This is a genomic window from Bordetella muralis (genome assembly GCF_054781015.1).
Window position 1 is genome coordinate 1,045,065 of the sequence record NZ_BAAGVF010000006.1, and the last position, 17,685, is coordinate 1,062,749.

Here is a 17,685-nt window from a genome sequence, read left to right on the forward strand (position 1 = left end):
TCGTAAGAAAAGTGAATGACAAAAAAGATAGCATGCGATCTTACGCCACGCGACCGTGCACCGGCGCAGTGCCATGCCCGAGCGTCCACCACATGGACGCAGTCCAGTGTATGGACACCTGCTTTACGGCCGCCCTATGTCGTGGTGCGTCCGGCCTCAACCTGAGCCTGGCGACGATAGCGTCCTGCAGCAAAATGATAAAACGGCCGCGGACAAAACTGCCGCGCAATCACCGACGCCGACAGCGAGCCCACCAATAGCCAGAACAGCATCGGCTGGCTGCCCGTCATTTCCATCACGATGACGCTCGCCGTCAACGGAGACTGCGTTGCCGCCGCCAGAAACGCCGCCATGGATATCAACACCAGCACACGGCGGTCAATCTCGCCACCGGTCAGTTCCCAGATATGCTGGCCGACGCCCGCCCCTGTCGTTAGCGCTGGAGTGAAAATGCCGCCTGGGATTCCAGCCCAGTATGACGCCACGGTCGCCCCCAGTTTCGCCAGGCCAAAGGCCGCCGGCCCCTCGGTCTCGCCTGAGAGCAGGCCGCTGGCCACGCCATATCCCGTGCCATAGACAGTCTGACCGCTCAATACGCCGAGACACGCCAGAATCAATCCCATGGCAGCAGCCGTATAAACAGGATGCCGCCGGATCCAGCCACGCCAATTCATGGGGGCAACCCCTGAGACCCCCTTGCTCAGCAACCAGCTGAACAGACCGCCCAGTACACCATTAGCCAGGCCGCACAGCAACACCCATAACACCATATAGTTCGGCAGCGGCTCGCCGCCAAAGGTGCCGAAATACGGGTTATTTCCAACGACGGCGACAACGAGAAACCCGGAGGCCAGCACGCCGATCAATACCAGGCGCTGCCAACGCAAGATGGTGCCGCGCCCCAGCTCCTCGATCGCAAAAATGACGCCGGCCAACGGCGCGTTAAAAGCGGCTGCCAGACCTCCGGCCGCACCCGCCGCGATCAGCTCATTGGCATGAAAACCGCGTAACGGGACCCCTTTGCTGCGCCAAAAGTTTCCCCAAGCCAGCATGACCGCCGCGCCCACCTGCACGGACGGGCCTTCGCGTCCCGCGGAAGCGCCCGCCGCCAGCCCAAAAAAGGTCAATGGAATTTTCAGCAGCGTTTGCCGCATCGAAACCAGGCTGCTTTGCGCAGCGCCGGGCGGCAACGACAAGGAGCCGATGACTTGCGGAATCCCGCTGCCTGCCGCGTTGGGCGCCCAACGGATCGTCATCCAGCGCAGAATCCCAAAGGCCACGGGCAGCACGATGAACGCCAGCCAACCTGCACGCGAAGTCCACGCATGGTTCCATTCCAGCGCCAGATCGGCCAACCATGCAAACCCCAGCGACACGAGAGCCACCAAGGCTGCGCCGCCCAACAGCAAACTGAGCTGCAGACTCTTGCGCGAGAGACGGCCGAACTGCCGCAACTTACGACGGGCGAGTAGAGACACGCGTGAGAACAGACTGCGAGGAGGCGAGGTCGTGGACATCGCCGCATTTTGCCAGAATCGTCACGAAACAGACGGATTGGGCCGTCAAGTATGGCGCAAGAAAAACACTGCGTGCCATGTCGATGGAGGCCAGATTGGTGCAAACGCAGTGATACGGCTCAACAAAAACGCCCAGCCTAGGCTGGGCGTTTTCATCGAAACCGGATACGACTTAGGCGAAGTTTTTCGCAGCGAAGTCCCAGTTCACCAGTGCCCAGAAGTTTTCCAGGTACTTGGGACGGGCATTGCGGTAGTCGATGTAGTAGGCGTGTTCCCACACATCACAGGTCAGCAGAGGCTTGTCTGCGGTGGTCAGCGGGGTAGCGGCATTGCTGGTGTTGACGATGTCCAGCGAGCCGTCGGCCTTCTTGACGAGCCAGGTCCAGCCCGAACCAAAGTTGCCGGCAGCCGATTTGTTGAAGGCTTCTTTGAAAGCGTCAAAGCTGCCCCACTTGGCGTTGATGGCATCGGCCAGTGCGCCCGAGGGTGCGCCGCCAGCGTTGGGAGCCAGGCTGTTCCAGTAGAACGTGTGGTTCCAGATTTGTGCGGCATTGTTGAATACGCCACCCGAGGACTTTTTGACGACGTCTTCGAGCGAAGCGTTTTCAAACTCGGTGCCCGGGACCAGATTGTTCAGGTTCGTGACGTAGGTCTGATGGTGCTTGCCGTAGTGAAACTCGAGGGTTTCTTTGGAGATATGCGGCGCCAGGGCGTCCAGCGCATAAGGCAGGGGAGGAAGCGTAAATGCCATGAGAGTTCCTTCTTGGTTGATTGCACGATCAAGCAGATAGATTGTATCGGCTCTTTGTCCTGCATTCGGGGTTAACCCAGTGCCGCGCGGGGTTACGCGAAAGAAGAATCAGTCTTAAGCGATCTGCGCCGCACTCGCCGAGGCGGTGACATCACGTGTCTTGCGTATCCAGCACTTCCACCTGAGCCCCGCCACGCGCGAACGTCAAATTCAGCGCCTGACCTTTGGTCAACGGCGCAGCGTCACGCAGAATCCGGCCCTCGGCGTCGCGCACGATGGCATAGCCTCGCGCCAAGGTGTGTTGCGGGTCCAGGGCACGCAAATGCGCACTGACGGCAGCAGTCCGAGCCTGGCGGGTGGCCAGTTGGCGTTCCTGGGCCTGATGCAGGCGGCGGGCCAGCGCGGCCACGCGCTCACTTGCCCGCCCGGTATCCGGGGTAGCGTGCGCCAGGCGTTGTACCAACATTCCCAAGCGCGCCGTCCGCCGGCCGTAAGGACCTTGCCACGCAGAATGCAAACGATGACGTAGCGTATTCAGGCGTTCGGCCTGATGCGCCAGGCGGCGCGCGGGCGACACCAACTGCGCCGCGGCGCGATCCAGGCGTTGCGCCGCCTGATCTAGGCGGCGCTGCTGCCCCCGGCTCAAACGCTGTACGGCATGGCCGATACGTGCCAGCAAATCCGCTCGCGGCACGCAGGCCAGCTCTGCGGCCGCCGTCGGCGTCGGCGCCCGCACATCGGCCACAAAGTCCACGATCGTGAAATCGGTTTCGTGCCCCACCCCGCTAATAATAGGAATGGCACTCGCTGCCACCAGCCGGGCCAGGGTCTCGTCGTTAAAGCTCCATAGGTCCTCGATACTGCCTCCGCCACGCACCAACAACAGCGTGTCGACTTCTTGGCGGGCATTCGCCAATTGCACCTGGGCCGCCAATCTGGCCGCCGAATCAGCGCCCTGGACCGGAGCGGGATAAATCACGACCGGCACTTGCGGTGCACGGCGTGCCAAAGCGGACAGCACATCCCGCAATGCCGCCGCATGCAACGAGGTAATCACCCCGATGGCGCGCGGCAGAGCGACCGGCTTGCGCTTGACGCTATCCTCAAACAAGCCTTCGGCGGCCAGTTGGGTCTTCAGACGCAGAAATGCCTCGTACAAATTGCCCAGGCCCGCCCGCCGCATGGCATCGGCTTGCAATTGGTAGTCCCCTCGGGGCTCGTATAGCGAGACGCGAGCGCGGATTTCGACCTGATCGCCGGCTCTGGGCACAAACCCGACGGCGGACGCGCGGCCGCGAAACATGACTGCCCGCACAGCGGCCCGGTTGTCCTTCAAGGTGAAGTACCAATGTCCTGACGCTGCCTGGGTGAAATTGGAAATCTCGCCGCGCACCCACAACGGCGGGACATTGCGTTCCAACAATTGGCCTACAGCCTGGTTCAACTGGGCGACTGTGAGGATATCCCGCGTAAATACGTCGTTTGTGACGGGAAATTCAATTGTCATAAGGCTTTCCAGAGAGATAACTGTCCACAGGGCGCGCCAAGTGGGCCGCGATGATACCGTAAGCACGCAAATCGTGCAGCGCTGCCCGCAACGCTAGCAAATTCGTACTAAGAGTTTGTTTTATATGAATAAATTCGCGCAAACAAAATAACGGCGGCGGGCACAATCCAGCGCAAAGCCAGCATCTATCCATGTTTAGCCTTAGTTTTGCACAGAATTATCCACAAAATCTGTGGATAGATTGGCGGTTATCCCCCGACCTCGTCCCGGCCTTGCCATAGTCCCCTTCTGACCGGTACAGTGCGCGCTTAAATCGGCTGCGACCTTTACCGCAGCTCTCTCCCGGAGCCCTCTTTTGCTGTCCATTTTCCGCGAAGCCGGCTGGCCAATCTGGCCGCTGCTGATCACCTCTATCCTGGGCCTGGCGTTGATCGTCGAACGGCTGCTCTCCCTGCGCCGTAATTTGATTTTGCCGAAAGGCCTGGCCGAGCAAGTGCTGGAAATGCAGCGCAACGGCCAAGACAGCCCGGAGGCGCTGACCCGGTTGGAACAGCATTCGCCCATGGGACGCATTCTGGCCGAAGTCCTGCGCCACCGGAATCAACCACGCGAAGTCCAGCGCGCTGCCGTCGAAGACGTGGGCCGAGCCGTCGCACACGACCTGAACCGGTACATTGCCGCGCTCGGCACAGTTGCCGTCATCGCCCCGTTGCTCGGCCTGTTCGGCACCGTCGTGGGCATGATCGAGATTTTTGCGTCGTACACGCCCGCCGGAGGCGACCCCGCCCAGTTGGCGCGCGGCATTTCCATTGCGCTGTACAACACCGCCTTCGGCATCCTGATCGCCATCCCCGCGATGATTGGCCATCGTTATCTGCGCAGCCGGGCCGACAACCTGCTCAACGATATGGAACAAGCCGCGGCGCGCCTCGCACGGCTGAGCCGCCCTACCATTCCGCCCAGGGCCCAGCCATGAATTTTCGCAGCCGGCGCGGCGACCGTGATGAACTCGACATCAATCTGATCCCCTTGATCGATGTCTTGTTGGTAATCCTCATTTTTTTGGCCGCCACCACGTCTTTTGCCCGCTATACGCAGTTGCAGATTACCCTGCCCGAGGCCGCCATCGAGCAGGACACGGCTCCCGAGATCACGCTCGACGTCAGTCGCGATGGCCGATATGCCTTGAACGGAACCGTGATCGACGCCGCCAACGCCAGCGACATCGCCAACATGCTCGCCCTGGCCGCTGCGGGGAAAGAATCCCCCATGCTGCTGATCAACGCCGATGCGCAAGCCACCCATCAGGCCGTGGTCAACGTCATGGAGGCGGCTCGCCTGGCAGGTATCAGCCGCGTCAATTTTGCGGCTCAGAACGCCCGGTGACTCCCTCCGTGCCGCGCAACAGCTCGTCCGCCTCGCCGTCTGCCTCAGGCTTTATGCAACGCCAATGGCAGCATGACGGCTGGCTGGCCATGCTGCTGCGCCCGCTTGCGGCCCTGACGAGCTGGCATGTGAAACGACGGCGTGCGCAGTACGTGAATGGCCGGCGTCCGGTCTATCGCGCCCCCGTGCCAGTGGTCGTGATCGGCAACATTTATGTCGGCGGTACCGGTAAAACACCCGTGGTGATCGCGACCGTACAGGCATTGCGCGAACGTGGCTGGACACCCGGCGTCGTCAGCCGCGGATACGGCGCCAAGATCGGCCCCCAACCGCGAGTCGGCCATGGCGAACTGAATCCCGCTGACTTTGGCGACGAACCGGCCCTGATCGCCCACACAAGCGGCGCCCCTGTGGCCGTGCATCCGCGCCGCGCCCTGGCCGCCCAGGCCCTGCTTGAGCGGTACCCGCAAACGGATGTCATCGTGTCCGACGACGGGTTGCAACACTTGGCGCTGGCGCGTGACGCAGAAATCGTGGTGCAGGATGAACGCGGCGTCGGTAACGGGCACCTGTTGCCGGCCGGGCCATTGCGCGAACCCGCGTCCCGATTGAATACGGTGGACGCCATCATCACGAATCGCTCGGCCAACGGCACGAACCTACACGCGTCACCCGCGGCGTCGTTTCCCTCGGACCGCCAGCCCTCGCCGCCTGGTGCCCATGTTTGGCAGCCGACACAGTCGGCCGCGTCAAATGCCACTGAGTCATCCTCGGGACCGTCGACGGCGAACAGCCCGGCTGCCCCCAGACAGACCGACATGCAGTTGCGCCCCGACGCTGCCCGCCAGATCTCCACGGGCGTAGAACGGCCCCTGGCCGACTTTGCCGATCCATCAGCCTTTCGCAGCGTTGCCGCGGCAGCCGGCATCGGTAATCCCGACCGATTTTTCGCGACCTTGCAGGCGGCCGGTATACAGCCTACCCCGTGCCTGGCGCTGCCCGATCATTACGACTATCGGCAGTCTCCGTTCGAAGCCGTGCAGGCCGACGCCATCTTGATCACCTCGAAAGACGCCATCAAATGCCGGGATCACTGTGACGCGCGCCTCTGGGAAATCCCGGTCCAGGCACAGTTCTCCGACCCAACCCTGTTTGATTGGCTCGACCAGCGCCTGCGTAGAATCGCCGACGCACGTTGACACCACGGCTCCCCAGGCTAAAAACGTCACACCAAAGCTCGCATCTCAGGTAGTGCAGCGTCCGTTCTGGCCCCAAACTGCTTTAGAATTACGCCTATGGAATCCCGCCTACTTGATACGCTCGTCTGCCCGCTTTGCAAGGGCCGTCTCGACTACGACCGCACCCAGGCCGAACTGACCTGCCGCGCCGACCGCCTGGCCTACCCGGTGCGCGACGGCATTCCCGTCATGCTCGAATCCGAAGCGCGGTCGCTGGACACCCCTCGCCCCGACACGGCGACATCGTGAGTTTCATCGCCCTCATCCCCGCGCGTATGGCGTCCACGCGCCTGCCCGACAAGCCACTGGCCGATATTGCCGGCAAACCCATGGTTGTGCGCGTCGCGGAGCGAGCCGCGGCCTCACAGGCTGCGCAAGTCATCATCGCCACTGACGATACTCGCGTACAGCAGGCGGCTAGCGAGCACGGTCACCAGGCCGTCTTGACCCGAGCAGATCATCCCACCGGCACCGATCGCCTGGCCGAGGCCGTCGAACAACTGGGTCTGGCCGACGACGCCATCGTCGTCAATGTCCAGGGCGACGAGCCGCAAATCGATCCCACCCTCGTCGATGCCGTGGCGGCGCTGCTGCGCGATCATCCCGATGCCGACATCGCGACGTGCGCCTGCCCCTTGGCCGATGCCGAATCCCTCTTCAATCCCAACGTGGTCAAGGTCGTCTGCGGCGCCGATGGGCGTGCCCTGTACTTTTCCCGCGCACCGATTCCGTGGGCTCGCGATGCCCTGGCCAGCGGCGAACGCGTGCTGACCCCAGGATTACCGGCACTGCATCACATTGGGTTGTATGCCTACCGCGTAGCTTTCTTGCGGCGTTTTCCGAATCTGCCCCAGGGCACGCTGGAGCGTTTCGAGGCCCTCGAACAACTGCGCGCACTCGAGCACGGCCACACCATTGTCGTACATCGCACCCCGCAACCGCCTATGGCTGGCGTAGATACCCCCGCAGACCTCGAAAGAGTCCGTGCCTGGTATGCCAATCGCCCACAATGACGGGTTTTCCCTGATTCTCGTAATCACACCGTCCACCGCGTTGCGGCATAATCGTCCTCATTCTTAAAATTCATCCACTATTCAGGAGCTCCTCCCATGCGTCTCATCCTGCTCGGTCCGCCCGGCGCCGGCAAAGGCACCCAGGCCGCCTTCGTCACCCAGCAGTTCGCCATCCCGCAGATTTCCACCGGCGATATGCTGCGTGCGGCCGTCAAGGCCGGCACCCCGCTCGGCCTGGAAGCCAAAAAGGTCATGGACGCAGGAGGCCTGGTCTCTGATGACATCATCATCGGCTTGGTGCGAGACCGCCTGAAACAACCGGATTGCGCCAACGGTTACTTGTTTGACGGCTTTCCGCGCACGATTCCCCAAGCCGATGCACTCAAAAGCGCGGGCGTCGCACTCGACTACGTCGTCGAAATCGCCGTCCCTGAAGAAGACATCATCGAACGCATCAGCGGCCGCCGCGTCCACCCGGCCAGCGGCCGCAGCTATCACGTACGCTTTAATCCGCCCAAAGTTGCGGGCGTTGACGATATCACCGGCGAGGCATTGATCCAGCGCGACGATGATAGCGAAGCCACCGTACGCAACCGTCTGGCTGTCTACCAAAGCCAGACGCGCCCGCTTGTGGACTATTACTCGTCCTGGGCCGAAGCAGGCGATGCCAAAGCACCCAAATACCGCAAGATTTCGGGTGTAGGCGCGGTTGACGAAATCAAAGCCCGCCTATTCGAGGCGCTGGCCAGCTAAGGCTCTCGCGCTCCCCCCTGGGCGCCGTGGCATGCCACGGCGTTTCTTTGAACCTCTCCCTCTGAAGAACTCGTATGGAAATCGCGAACAAGGTATTCATTGTGACTGGCGGGGCCTCTGGCCTGGGCGCCGGCACCGTGCGCATGCTGGTCGACAACGGCGCGAAAGTCGTCATCGCCGATGTTCAAGACGAACCCGGCGAAGCCCTGGCCAAAGAACTGGGCCAACGTTACGTGCATTGCGACGTCACCCAAGAGGCTGACGGTCAGCAAGCGGTCGCTGCTGCGCTGGAACTCGGTGCACTGTTCGGCCTGGTCAACTGCGCAGGCGTTGCCCCCGCCGCCAAGATCGTCGGCAAAAATGGCGCCCATCCGCTGGAATTGTTCCAGAAAGTCGTCTCGATCAACCTGATCGGCAGCTTCAACATGATGCGTCTGGCTGCCGAGGCCATGAGCGCCAACACCCCTGAGCCCACCGGCGAACGCGGCGTCCTGATCAACACCGCCTCCGTGGCGGCATTCGACGGCCAGATCGGCCAAGCCGCCTACGCCGCCTCAAAGGCGGGCGTCGCGGGCATGACCCTGCCGATCGCGCGCGATCTATCCAAAGCCGGTATCCGCTGCATGACCATCGCGCCGGGAATCTTCGGCACACCGATGATCTTCGGCATGCCCCAAGAGGTCCAGGACTCCCTGGCTGCCAGCATCCCGTTCCCCGCACGCCTGGGTCGTCCCGAGGACTACGCCAAGCTGGTGCACAGTATCGTCACCAACGACATGCTCAACGGTGAGACCATCCGTCTGGATGGCGCGATCCGCATGCCGCCAAAATGATACAAGCCCTGCGCGCCGACGCTGCGGGTGCGCACCATGTCGTCCCGGGCGCGCCCGGAACAACACTCCCCCTGGCGGCAACCCGCGTCAGGGGGATTTTTGCCGCTGGGCCGAGTCCAAAGCAAAAAAGCCTCCTTGCGGGGCCGCAAGCCGAAGGTGCAGCGTGGGGCCTTTTTTACCGTTTAATTTTCTTGTCACCCCATGAGTCTGTTTCGCTCGGCCGCTACGGTCAGTAGCTTCACGCTGTTGTCGCGTATCACCGGTTTGGTTCGCGACATTCTGGTTGCACGCGCCTTTGGCGCCGGGCCGCTGACAGACGCCTTCTGGGTCGCTTTCCGGATTCCGAATCTGTTGCGGCGCCTGTTCGCCGAGGGCGCATTCGCTCAGGCCTTCGTGCCCATCCTGGGTGCCGCCCGCACCGAACGCACAGACGCCGAGGTGCGCACCCTGCTCGATCGCGTGGCGCTGCTGCTGACGCTGGCCCTGATGGCCGTCACACTCATCGGCATTCTCGCCGCACCGTGGGTTGTCACCGCCATGGCCAGCGGCTTGCGCGGCGAAGCCCGCGGCACGGAGTTCGGCGCAGCAGTCTGGATGACGCGAATGATGTTCCCGTACATCCTGTGCATGTCGCTGGTGGCCTTTGCCTCGGGGGTTCTCAATACCTGGCGGCGCTTTGCCGTGCCGGCCTTCACTCCTGTTCTGCTTAACCTCTCCATGATTGGAGCCTGCCTATGGCTGGCTCCGCGCATGGATATCCCGATATACGCTCTGGCGGTTGGCGTCATGGCGGGCGGCGTGGCCCAACTGGTAATGCAATGGATTGCCCTGGCGCGTCTGGGCCTGACGCCCCGCTTTGCGACCAATCTGCGGCTGGCCTGGGGCGACGCCACCGTCAAACGCATCCTGAAACAAATGGCGCCCGCCACCCTCGGCGTATCGGTCGCGCAAATATCGCTGTTGATAAATACCAATATCGCCACGTGGCTCACGCCAGGTAGTGTCACATGGCTATCGTTTGCCGATCGCTTGATGGAATTTCCCACTGCACTGCTGGGTGTCGCGTTGGGCACCGTACTGTTACCCAGCCTGTCGGCCGCACATGCGAAACAAGACCAGGCTGGCTATTCCGCCCTGCTGGACTGGGGGCTGCGCCTGGTGATATTGCTGGGCTTGCCTGCCGCGCTGGGCCTGGCGCTCTTATCGGACGGGCTGGTCGCCACGCTCTTTCATTACGGCGCCTTTCAGGCCCAGGACGTCATACAGACCCGGTTGGCCGTGATGGCCTATTCCGTCGGCTTGATCGGCATTCTCAGTGTGAAAATCCTGGCGCCCGGCTTTTATGCCCAACAGGACATCCGCACACCGGTCAAAATCGCTGTCATGGTGCTGATTGTGACCCAACTCATGAACCTGGCCTTGGTCCCGGCACTGGCTCACGCCGGCCTCGCGCTGGCTATCGGTCTGGGCGCCACGCTCAACGCCCTGGCGTTATTGTTCGGCCTCTTGCGCCGAGGGACGTACCGTCCCGGTCCGGGCTGGCTGACATTCGCGCTGCGCCTGGTGCCGGCGTTGGCAGCCTTGGCTGCCGTTCTTTACTACGCTGATCATCATCTGGATTGGATAGCCTTACAAAGCCACCCCGCGCAACGCGCGCTGTGGTTAGCTGCCGTCCTGGCCGCAAGCGGCATCGCGTATTTTGCTGCGCTGTTCATTTTTGGTTTCCGCCTACGCGATTTCGGCCGTCGGCGCAGCAAATAATCCCCCTTGCATTGTTAATAACAAAAAGTTTTTTAACTTCATTTAAAAGAATTTTCACAATTAATGTAAACTAAAGTAAAAATAGCATTACTATTTAACCTTCCATAGCCGTTCGGATTCGCTTATGGGAATGATGCCTCCCTTCAGCCACGCATCCCCTCTGGCAAACCAAGCCATCGACTGGCTGTTATTGCTGCGATCAGGTCGTGCCACGCAGCACGACTACGCCGAGTTTCGGGCGTGGCGCGACGCGCACCCTCAGCACCATCAAGCCTGGCAAAATTTGACCACCAGCATCGATGGTGCGGCCTTTGATCAAGCGGACGATTCGTCTCGCCCATCCACGACCGCCTCGTATAGCCGGCGCCGCTTCCTGACTCGCGCGGGGCTGACGGTGCTCGCTGGCGGCGCTACAGCGTATGCGTGCAACGCGGTCTACCCGCTGCAAAACTTGGCGTCGGACGCTGCGACCGGTACCTCCGAACGGCGCCGTTACACGCTCACCGACGGCAGCAGCCTGCTGCTCGATGCACGCAGTTCCCTGGACTTGAGCTACACCCCCTACCTGCGCCAGCTCAATTTGCAAAGCGGCGCGGTCACGATCGAAGCCGCTACAAATGAATCCCGGCCATTCCTGACCAAGACGGCCGAGGGGCTGATCCGATCGCATGGTGCGCGCTACATGGTGCGCCAACAGTCGCACCGCACCCTGGTTGTCGCTCATGACGAGCCTATCGAAATCCAGACCCGTGCTGGCGCACATACTGTTCTGCAACCCGGCATGGGCATACGCTTTGATGCACTTCGCCTGGGTGAACCCAGCCGAGAAATGGCTACCCGAGCCGCCTGGGAACATGGACGCATCGTGGCGCGGGACGTTACACTGAATGAAATTGTCGAGACCTTACGTCCTTACTATTCGGGGACGTTACGCGTTACCGTCGCGGCAGGGGGACTACCCGTCTCCGGCGAATACTCACTAGATGATGTCAGTGGAACATTACGCAGCCTCGAACAGCATCTGCCCATCACCGTGCAGCGTTTCACGCCCTGGGTCACCTCCATAGCCGTTGCCTCGGCCTGACGTAACACTGCCTAGGCGGCTGCCGTGCGACGCGTCTAGGGGCTCAGGGCAGACTCTTAAGACACAACACTAGAAATTCCTTGCAATCCCCGGCAAACTTGCTACAATGTTGGACTTTGCCGAATTCACTTAATTAATTAACACATGGCCAATACCGCCCAAGCCCGCAAACGCGCTCGCCAATCCGTCGAGCGTAACAAGCACAACTCCAGCCTGCGCTCGATGCTGCGCACCGCCATCAAGCGCGTACGCCAATCGATCGAAGCCGGCGACAAGGCGGCGGCTAGCGAAGTGTTCCAAAAAGCCACCAGCGTGATCGATCGCGTGGCTGACAAGAACATCATTCACAAAAACAAGGCCGCTCGCCACAAGAGCCGCTTGGCTGCCGCCATCAAGGCGCTGGCCTAAGCCATTCTGCTGCCCCTGCTCTGCAGGGCTGCATGAATACGGCAAAACAAAAGGATGCCCGTGGGCATCCTTTTGTTATTGCAGCAATGGATTTCGCTGGTCATGACTGATCGCAACCCGCTGCCAGCCAATGCGTGCCTGCACGACATGCGCCAGCAAACAAATCGGCCGGATTACCGGCCGATTTCACTTACTTCGCAAACGCCTCACGCAGCGCGAAGGTCGCTTGCTTGAACACGCCCAGGTCCGTGCCCACCGCTACAAAGTGCATCCCCATGTCCAGATAGCGGCGTGCATCTGCCTGCACAGGCGCCAAGGTGCCTACAGCCTTGCCCTGAGCAGTGACGCGTTCATACAGATGGCGAATGACCTCTTGCACCTCTGGATGCCCTGGATTGCCCAGGTGCCCCAAGCCCGCCGCCAGATCCGACGGTCCAATAAAGATGCCGTCCACGCCCTCGACCGCCGCGATCTCATCGACGGCATCCACACCGGCTCGGCTCTCGATCTGCAACAGTACGCAGACGTTGTCGTTGATCGTCGTCAGATAATCCGGCACCGTGCCATAGCGGTTGCTGCGCTGTGCCCCCGCCACACCCCGGATCCCCTGCGGCGGATAGCGCGTAGCAGCGACGGCGCGGCGCGCCTCTTCCGCCGTCTCGATAAACGGGATCAACAGGTTATAAAACCCGATATCCAGCAAACGCTTGATCTCGACCGGATCATTCCAAGAAGGCCGGCCAATTGCCGCACTCGTGCTGCCCTGCAGAGCCTGCAACTGCTGCAACATCAACGGGACTTCGTTGGGCGAATGTTCGCCATCGATCAGCAACCAATCGTAGTTGGCCAGGCCTGCCAGTTCAGCAGTAATGTGGTTGGACATGCACATCCAAAAGCCGATCAGCCGCTCGCGAGCCAGGATCTGCTGGCGAAAACGGTTAGGCAACGGTGAATTCATAATCACTTCCTTGGCTAAGTAGAAAGCCCTCGTGGCTGCACGGAATCCGGCAACGAGAGCCAAAAACGTGGCGCGACATGCGCTCCTGGAAAAACGTCCATCAAGCGCGGCGTCAGAGGCTCAGGCTGCGCTGGCGGCACTCAGCACATAGTCCACGCCGCTACGCTCACAAATAGCGCGCAGGCGCTCTTCCAACGCGAATGGAATCGGAATACCTTCGCGCAAACGCCGCTCCCGCTCGACCGCCTCGGGCTCTCCGGCCACCTGCACGGGCTTGGCCGGATCGGCCGGTGGCGTTTCATGCAAGGTGTCGATCACCTCGTCCAGCTCGTCTTCAAATGACCCCGAGTCCCGGAATGCATCCGGATTCAGTGCCAAAAAGAAATGCCCGATATCATCGGGATCGCCCGGCCGGCGCACCGCGGCCTGCCGCGCCGCCAACGCACTGCCGCTCAACGTGCCGCCCAGGATTTGCGCCATCATCGCCAGACCATAGCCTTTATGGCTGCTCATGGCGGCGGTGCCGCCCAACGGCGTCAAGCCGCCCTCGCGACGATCAAAGATATAGCGCATCGCTTCAGCCGAATCGGTCACATTGCCGCCCTGGCCATCGACTGCCCACCCCTCGGGCAAGGGCTTGCCATGAAAGTCGTACACCTTGACCTTGTTCGCAGCGACCGTGGTCGTGGCCATATCCAGCACAAAGGGTTCGTTCTGTGCCGCCGGGGCTGCAAACGCAATCGGATTGGTCCCCAGCATCGGAAACGCGCCATGCGTGGGAACCATGATCAGCGTCGTCGCACTACTGGTCACCAATCCCACTGTGCCACGCCGCACGGCCATACGCGCGTAAACACCCGCCGCGCCGAAGTGATGCGAATTTCGTACCGAAACGGCGCCTACACCATGCTCCAAGGCCTTGTCTACCGCGAGATTCATCGCCTGCGCCGCCACGGGGTACCCCAGACCCGCCATGCCATCGAGCAACGCAGTAGACGTAGCCTCACGTACCACACGAGGCCGCGCACCGATCTGCAACGTGCCCGCACGCAACTTGGCCTCGTACGCAGGCAACATGGAAATGCCGTGCGAATCGATTCCCAGCAAATCCGTTTCCGCCATCAGGTCCGATGTGGTGACGGCCAGATCCTCCGGCATCCCCCACGCCATCAACACCAACCGTATCTGCTGACGCACCTGCTGCGCCGGCACATTGATTATTTGGCTACTACCACCCTTCACTGCCGCTCTCCTTCGGGCTTCACACCCTTGTTCTCAACAGGCATTCCACTCGTATTGCCACCATACATGCGTTGAACCACGCTGAGCCGCGCCCAGCCATTCGATTCTCATTGATCCCGTTCACGATCCACCAGTCGATGACGCGCCTGACCTAGATGAAACTGCATCGCCACCCGCGCCCGCTCTCCGTCCTGCTCGCGTATCGCCGACAAAATGGCGGCGTGCTCGTCCACAACACGTTGTGCACGTTGACGCGACCCGGTACGCGTCAGGCTCAATGTCAGGCGCATGAAACCGCTGATCGACTCGTGAATCGATTCCAGCACCCCCAGGTAATAATCATTACCCGTCGCCTGTGCAATACAGGCATGAAAGGCCAGGTCCGCCTCAGCCGAAATACGGCCACGCTCCAGTTCATCCACGAACGCTGCATGCGCCTGTTCGATCTGATGCAATTCCTCGTCCGTGCGCCGCATGGCGGCCAGACGTGCGGCGTCGCCCTCCAGCGCAACACGGATCTCTTGGGCACGTAGATACGCTCCCACATTCCGCACATCGCTGAACGTCTTTAAACGCGGTGCGGGCTGATGACTGACAAACGTCCCCAAACCCTGGTGCGCTGTCACCAACCCATCAGCACGCAAGCGCAGCAGCGCCTCGCGCACCACCGGCCGCGAGACGCCAAAACGCTCGCAGATCTCGTGCTCCGATGGCAGCTTGTCGCCGACATTCAGCCCGCCCTCGACAATCTGCTCAAAGATCTGGCCATACAGCTGGTCTGCCAGACGCACGCGCTGGCCTCGCTCCAGGACCAAGGCACCGCTGCCCTGCTTCTCAGCCGCGGGTGCGTTCGCCTCGTCAGCGAGTGCACCGACCCCCGCCTGCGCGGCTGGAATCAAGGAGCTGGCATTCGTTGTGCCCGCCCCCGGCCTCGCTGTTCGTTTACGTGTAGGCGACATGACGCACTAACCGCCAACCGCCCCTTGCGTATTCACATACAAGGCATAAATGGAGTGCGACGAGGCCATGAACAGGCGATTGCGCTGCGCACCGCCAAAGCACAGATTGGCGCAGCGCTCGGGCAAATGAATATGGCCCAGGCGTTTGCCTTGAGACGAGACGACCATCACGCCGTCCTTGCCCTCGCCCATGCCCCAACCCAGCCACAGATTGCCGTCCACATCGCAGCGCATCCCGTCGATGGTGCCACCTTGGGCATCCAGGAACACCCGGCCATCAGACAGCTTTTTGCCGCCCTCGGTCACGTCATACACATGGATCAAGCGATTTGGCGTAGCGCGCCCTTCTACCACATACAACAGCGACTCATCAGGGGAAAAACACAGACCATTGGTTCCCTTCAGATTGGTGATCATGGCCTCGCCCTTGCCCGTCTGCGCATCGATACGATAGACCGTATGCGGCAATTCAGCCTTGGCCTTGCGGCCCTCGTAATTACCGCCAATCCCGAACGGAGGATCCGAAAACCAGATCGAGCCATCCGAATGGCAGATCACATCATTGGGCGAATTCAGCGGCTTGCCCTCGTAACTATCCATCAGCACCGTGATCGAACCGTCATATTCCGTACGAGTGACGCGGCGCGTCAGATGCTCGCACGTGACCAGACGGCCCTGCCGATCGCGCGTATTGCCATTGGAGTAATTCGAGGGTTTGCGAAACTCGCTGACCGCGCCCGTGGACTCATCCCATTTCATGATGCGGTCGTTGGGAATATCGCTCCACAGCAAAAACCGCCCATCGCCAAACCACACCGGCCCCTCATTCCAGCGCATGCCTGTCGCAATGCGCTCCACGCCCGCATTGAACAACCGATAGGGCTCAAACGTAGCGTCCAGCACCTGTACCGAAGGGTCGGGATACGCTGCAGCAGGCTCCCAGGCACGCGCCCATGCGGGCAACGTCACCGCCGCTGCGCCGACCCCCGCCAACCAACGGCGACGCCCATTACTGGCCAATGTCTCGGCTTCAGGATTCGTCTGCTTTGATTCGGATACGGCAGTGGACTGTGGAGCAGGAATATCACGCATAAAGTTGTCTCCGGCTTATCGTTATCTTCGCAGTGCGAGCATGCTCACACTAGGGTATCTACTGCTAAAAATGCCGTGCTTATCACCGTACGATACGGCCTCGGAAAGTATACTTGTTTGACAAGCATACTCTCAACGCTTGGTCTTGTTTTACAAGACTCCCTTCTCACAAGATGCGCCCAACGCGCACAGGAGACATCGTGAAGAAACTGATTAGCGCCATCGCAACCGCCAGCCTCACCCTGCTCGGCGGCACTGCTGCCCATGCGGCTTCGTATCCCGACAAGCCCGTCACCGTCATCGTGCCCTTTGTCCCTGGCGGCTCATCCGACATCACGGCGCGTTCGGTCCTGCCGGGGATGCAAAAGCTCCTGGGCCAGACCTTCGTAGCCGAAAACAAACCCGGCGCAAACAGCGCCATCGGCGCACAGGCTCTCGCACGCTCCACGCCAGACGGCTACACCATGATGGTCGGTTCTATCGGCACCTTTGCCATTAACGAGGCCTTGTACAAAGAACTCTCGTACAACCCGAGCAAGGACTTTACCTATCTGACTCAGGCCGTGCGCAACCCCAACATCCTGGTTGCACCGCCCTCGTTCCCGCCCAACACCGTCGCCGAACTGGTGGAATACGCCAAGAAAAATCCCGGCAAAGTCTCGTACGCCTCATCCGGCACAGGATCCTCGGACCACCTGTCTGCCATCCTGTTTCGTCAGCGCACCGGCACGACCGGTGTAGACGTCCCCTACCGCGGCGGCGGCGCGGCCATTGCCGACCTTTTGGGCGCCCAGGTCAACGTCTCGTTCCAGAACCTCGGCGCAGTACAGAAACATGTACAGGCTGGCAAACTGAAGGCCCTGGCCATCACCGGCGACACCCGCTCACCGGAATTGCCCAACGTGCCCACGCTGGCCGAGGCCGGCATCAAAGACATGGTGGTGTACTCGTGGCAAGGTTTTGCCGTGCCCAAAGACACTCCCGCCCCTGTCGTGAAAACCCTCTCCGACGCACTGCGCACCACGCTGCGTGATCCCGGCGTGACGAAAACGCTGCAAGGCCTGGGCTTTGAGGTCGTGGCCAACACACCCGAAGAGTTCGCCGCCTTCCAAAAAGCCGAGGTCGCCCGTTGGAAACAGGTCATCAAAGAAGGCGGCATTGAGTTGCAATAAATCAAGTAGCA

Annotated in this window: 18 protein-coding genes; 11 read left to right on the top strand and 7 right to left on the bottom strand. The window is 61.2% G+C overall.

The features are described from left to right. Window positions 1-134 precede the first annotated feature (134 nt). From ACYVIT_RS15735 to xseA, 3 genes are all read right to left on the bottom strand, one after another. Complete coding sequence (locus ACYVIT_RS15735) at window positions 135-1,517, bottom strand: chloride channel protein (protein WP_415808614.1); 1,383 nt, start codon at window positions 1,515-1,517, stop codon at window positions 135-137. A gap of 172 nt (window positions 1,518-1,689) precedes the next feature. Beyond that, on the bottom strand, window positions 1,690-2,268 hold the full coding sequence (sodB, locus tag ACYVIT_RS15740; RefSeq protein ID WP_094821736.1) for a superoxide dismutase [Fe]: 579 nt from the start codon (window positions 2,266-2,268) through the stop codon (window positions 1,690-1,692). A gap of 151 nt (window positions 2,269-2,419) precedes the next feature. After that, window positions 2,420-3,775, bottom strand: coding sequence for an exodeoxyribonuclease VII large subunit (xseA, locus tag ACYVIT_RS15745; protein ID WP_415808613.1), 1,356 nt, complete (start codon window positions 3,773-3,775; stop codon window positions 2,420-2,422). Window positions 3,776-4,130: 355 nt separating this feature from the next. Between xseA and ACYVIT_RS15750 the strand changes: the two genes are divergently transcribed. From ACYVIT_RS15750 to rpsT, 10 genes are all read left to right on the top strand, one after another. Further along, complete coding sequence (locus ACYVIT_RS15750) at window positions 4,131-4,751, top strand: MotA/TolQ/ExbB proton channel family protein (RefSeq protein WP_415808612.1); 621 nt, start codon at window positions 4,131-4,133, stop codon at window positions 4,749-4,751. After that, window positions 4,748-5,161: an ExbD/TolR family protein gene (locus tag ACYVIT_RS15755; protein ID WP_094821739.1), complete on the top strand. Its 414-nt coding sequence runs from the start codon at window positions 4,748-4,750 to the stop codon at window positions 5,159-5,161. The genes ACYVIT_RS15750 and ACYVIT_RS15755 overlap by 4 nt, the downstream gene beginning before the upstream one ends. A 53-nt stretch (window positions 5,162-5,214) precedes the next feature. Then, window positions 5,215-6,360, top strand: coding sequence for a tetraacyldisaccharide 4'-kinase (gene lpxK / locus ACYVIT_RS15760; protein ID WP_415808627.1), 1,146 nt, complete (start codon window positions 5,215-5,217; stop codon window positions 6,358-6,360). Window positions 6,361-6,456: 96 nt separating this feature from the next. Further along, window positions 6,457-6,648, top strand: a complete 192-nt coding sequence (locus ACYVIT_RS15765; RefSeq protein WP_415808611.1) for a Trm112 family protein — start codon at window positions 6,457-6,459, stop codon at window positions 6,646-6,648. After that, window positions 6,645-7,412: a 3-deoxy-manno-octulosonate cytidylyltransferase gene (kdsB, locus tag ACYVIT_RS15770; RefSeq protein ID WP_415808610.1), complete on the top strand. Its 768-nt coding sequence runs from the start codon at window positions 6,645-6,647 to the stop codon at window positions 7,410-7,412. Before ACYVIT_RS15765 ends, kdsB begins: the two co-directional genes overlap by 4 nt. A 96-nt stretch (window positions 7,413-7,508) precedes the next feature. Next, window positions 7,509-8,165 (top strand): nucleoside monophosphate kinase, encoded by a 657-nt coding sequence (gene adk / locus ACYVIT_RS15775; protein ID WP_460478228.1) that lies wholly within the window; start codon window positions 7,509-7,511, stop codon window positions 8,163-8,165. A 74-nt stretch (window positions 8,166-8,239) separates the two neighbouring features. Next, the gene (locus ACYVIT_RS15780; protein ID WP_415808608.1) at window positions 8,240-8,998 is read left to right on the top strand and encodes a 3-hydroxyacyl-CoA dehydrogenase; all 759 of its coding nucleotides are present in this window, start codon (window positions 8,240-8,242) and stop codon (window positions 8,996-8,998) included. A gap of 201 nt (window positions 8,999-9,199) precedes the next feature. After that, complete coding sequence (gene murJ / locus ACYVIT_RS15785; protein ID WP_415808607.1) at window positions 9,200-10,759, top strand: murein biosynthesis integral membrane protein MurJ; 1,560 nt, start codon at window positions 9,200-9,202, stop codon at window positions 10,757-10,759. A 133-nt stretch (window positions 10,760-10,892) separates the two neighbouring features. Continuing rightward, window positions 10,893-11,843, top strand: coding sequence for a DUF4880 domain-containing protein (locus ACYVIT_RS15790; RefSeq protein WP_415808626.1), 951 nt, complete (start codon window positions 10,893-10,895; stop codon window positions 11,841-11,843). 144 nt (window positions 11,844-11,987) lie between these two features. After that, complete coding sequence (gene rpsT, locus ACYVIT_RS15795; protein WP_094821746.1) at window positions 11,988-12,251, top strand: 30S ribosomal protein S20; 264 nt, start codon at window positions 11,988-11,990, stop codon at window positions 12,249-12,251. Between the two features lie 190 nt (window positions 12,252-12,441). On the opposite strand, the gene garL is transcribed toward rpsT, so the two are convergent. From garL to ACYVIT_RS15815, 4 genes are all read right to left on the bottom strand, one after another. Further along, window positions 12,442-13,209, bottom strand: a complete 768-nt coding sequence (gene garL / locus ACYVIT_RS15800; RefSeq protein ID WP_415808606.1) for a 2-dehydro-3-deoxyglucarate aldolase — start codon at window positions 13,207-13,209, stop codon at window positions 12,442-12,444. Window positions 13,210-13,329: 120 nt separating this feature from the next. After that, the gene (locus ACYVIT_RS15805) at window positions 13,330-14,451 is read right to left on the bottom strand and encodes an Ldh family oxidoreductase (protein WP_415808605.1); all 1,122 of its coding nucleotides are present in this window, start codon (window positions 14,449-14,451) and stop codon (window positions 13,330-13,332) included. A gap of 107 nt (window positions 14,452-14,558) precedes the next feature. Next, on the bottom strand, window positions 14,559-15,266 hold the full coding sequence (locus tag ACYVIT_RS15810; protein WP_415808625.1) for a FadR/GntR family transcriptional regulator: 708 nt from the start codon (window positions 15,264-15,266) through the stop codon (window positions 14,559-14,561). A 150-nt stretch (window positions 15,267-15,416) separates the two neighbouring features. After that, the gene (locus tag ACYVIT_RS15815) at window positions 15,417-16,502 is read right to left on the bottom strand and encodes an SMP-30/gluconolactonase/LRE family protein (protein ID WP_415808604.1); all 1,086 of its coding nucleotides are present in this window, start codon (window positions 16,500-16,502) and stop codon (window positions 15,417-15,419) included. 200 nt (window positions 16,503-16,702) lie between these two features. Between ACYVIT_RS15815 and ACYVIT_RS15820 the strand changes: the two genes are divergently transcribed. Continuing rightward, entirely contained in the window at window positions 16,703-17,674 is a 972-nt protein-coding gene (locus ACYVIT_RS15820) for a Bug family tripartite tricarboxylate transporter substrate binding protein (RefSeq protein ID WP_415808603.1), read from the top strand. Window positions 17,675-17,685 lie beyond the last annotated feature (11 nt).

What these genes read in the sequence shown, in the direction of transcription:
- rpsT (WP_094821746.1), top strand. Translation starts at nt 11,988, where the DNA reads ATGGCCAATACCGCCCAAGCCCGCAAACGCGCTCGCCAATCCGTCGAG.
- ACYVIT_RS15735 (WP_415808614.1), bottom strand. Translation starts at nt 1,517, where the DNA reads ATGTCCACGACCTCGCCTCCTCGCAGTCTGTTCTCACGCGTGTCTCTA.
- adk (WP_460478228.1), top strand. Translation starts at nt 7,509, where the DNA reads ATGCGTCTCATCCTGCTCGGTCCGCCCGGCGCCGGCAAAGGCACCCAG.
- sodB (WP_094821736.1), bottom strand. Translation starts at nt 2,268, where the DNA reads ATGGCATTTACGCTTCCTCCCCTGCCTTATGCGCTGGACGCCCTGGCG.
- garL (WP_415808606.1), bottom strand. Translation starts at nt 13,209, where the DNA reads ATGAATTCACCGTTGCCTAACCGTTTTCGCCAGCAGATCCTGGCTCGC.
- ACYVIT_RS15815 (WP_415808604.1), bottom strand. Translation starts at nt 16,502, where the DNA reads ATGCGTGATATTCCTGCTCCACAGTCCACTGCCGTATCCGAATCAAAG.
- xseA (WP_415808613.1), bottom strand. Translation starts at nt 3,775, where the DNA reads ATGACAATTGAATTTCCCGTCACAAACGACGTATTTACGCGGGATATC.
- murJ (WP_415808607.1), top strand. Translation starts at nt 9,200, where the DNA reads ATGAGTCTGTTTCGCTCGGCCGCTACGGTCAGTAGCTTCACGCTGTTG.
- ACYVIT_RS15780 (WP_415808608.1), top strand. Translation starts at nt 8,240, where the DNA reads ATGGAAATCGCGAACAAGGTATTCATTGTGACTGGCGGGGCCTCTGGC.
- lpxK (WP_415808627.1), top strand. Translation starts at nt 5,215, where the DNA reads ATGCAACGCCAATGGCAGCATGACGGCTGGCTGGCCATGCTGCTGCGC.
- ACYVIT_RS15765 (WP_415808611.1), top strand. Translation starts at nt 6,457, where the DNA reads ATGGAATCCCGCCTACTTGATACGCTCGTCTGCCCGCTTTGCAAGGGC.
- ACYVIT_RS15790 (WP_415808626.1), top strand. Translation starts at nt 10,893, where the DNA reads ATGCCTCCCTTCAGCCACGCATCCCCTCTGGCAAACCAAGCCATCGAC.
- ACYVIT_RS15755 (WP_094821739.1), top strand. Translation starts at nt 4,748, where the DNA reads ATGAATTTTCGCAGCCGGCGCGGCGACCGTGATGAACTCGACATCAAT.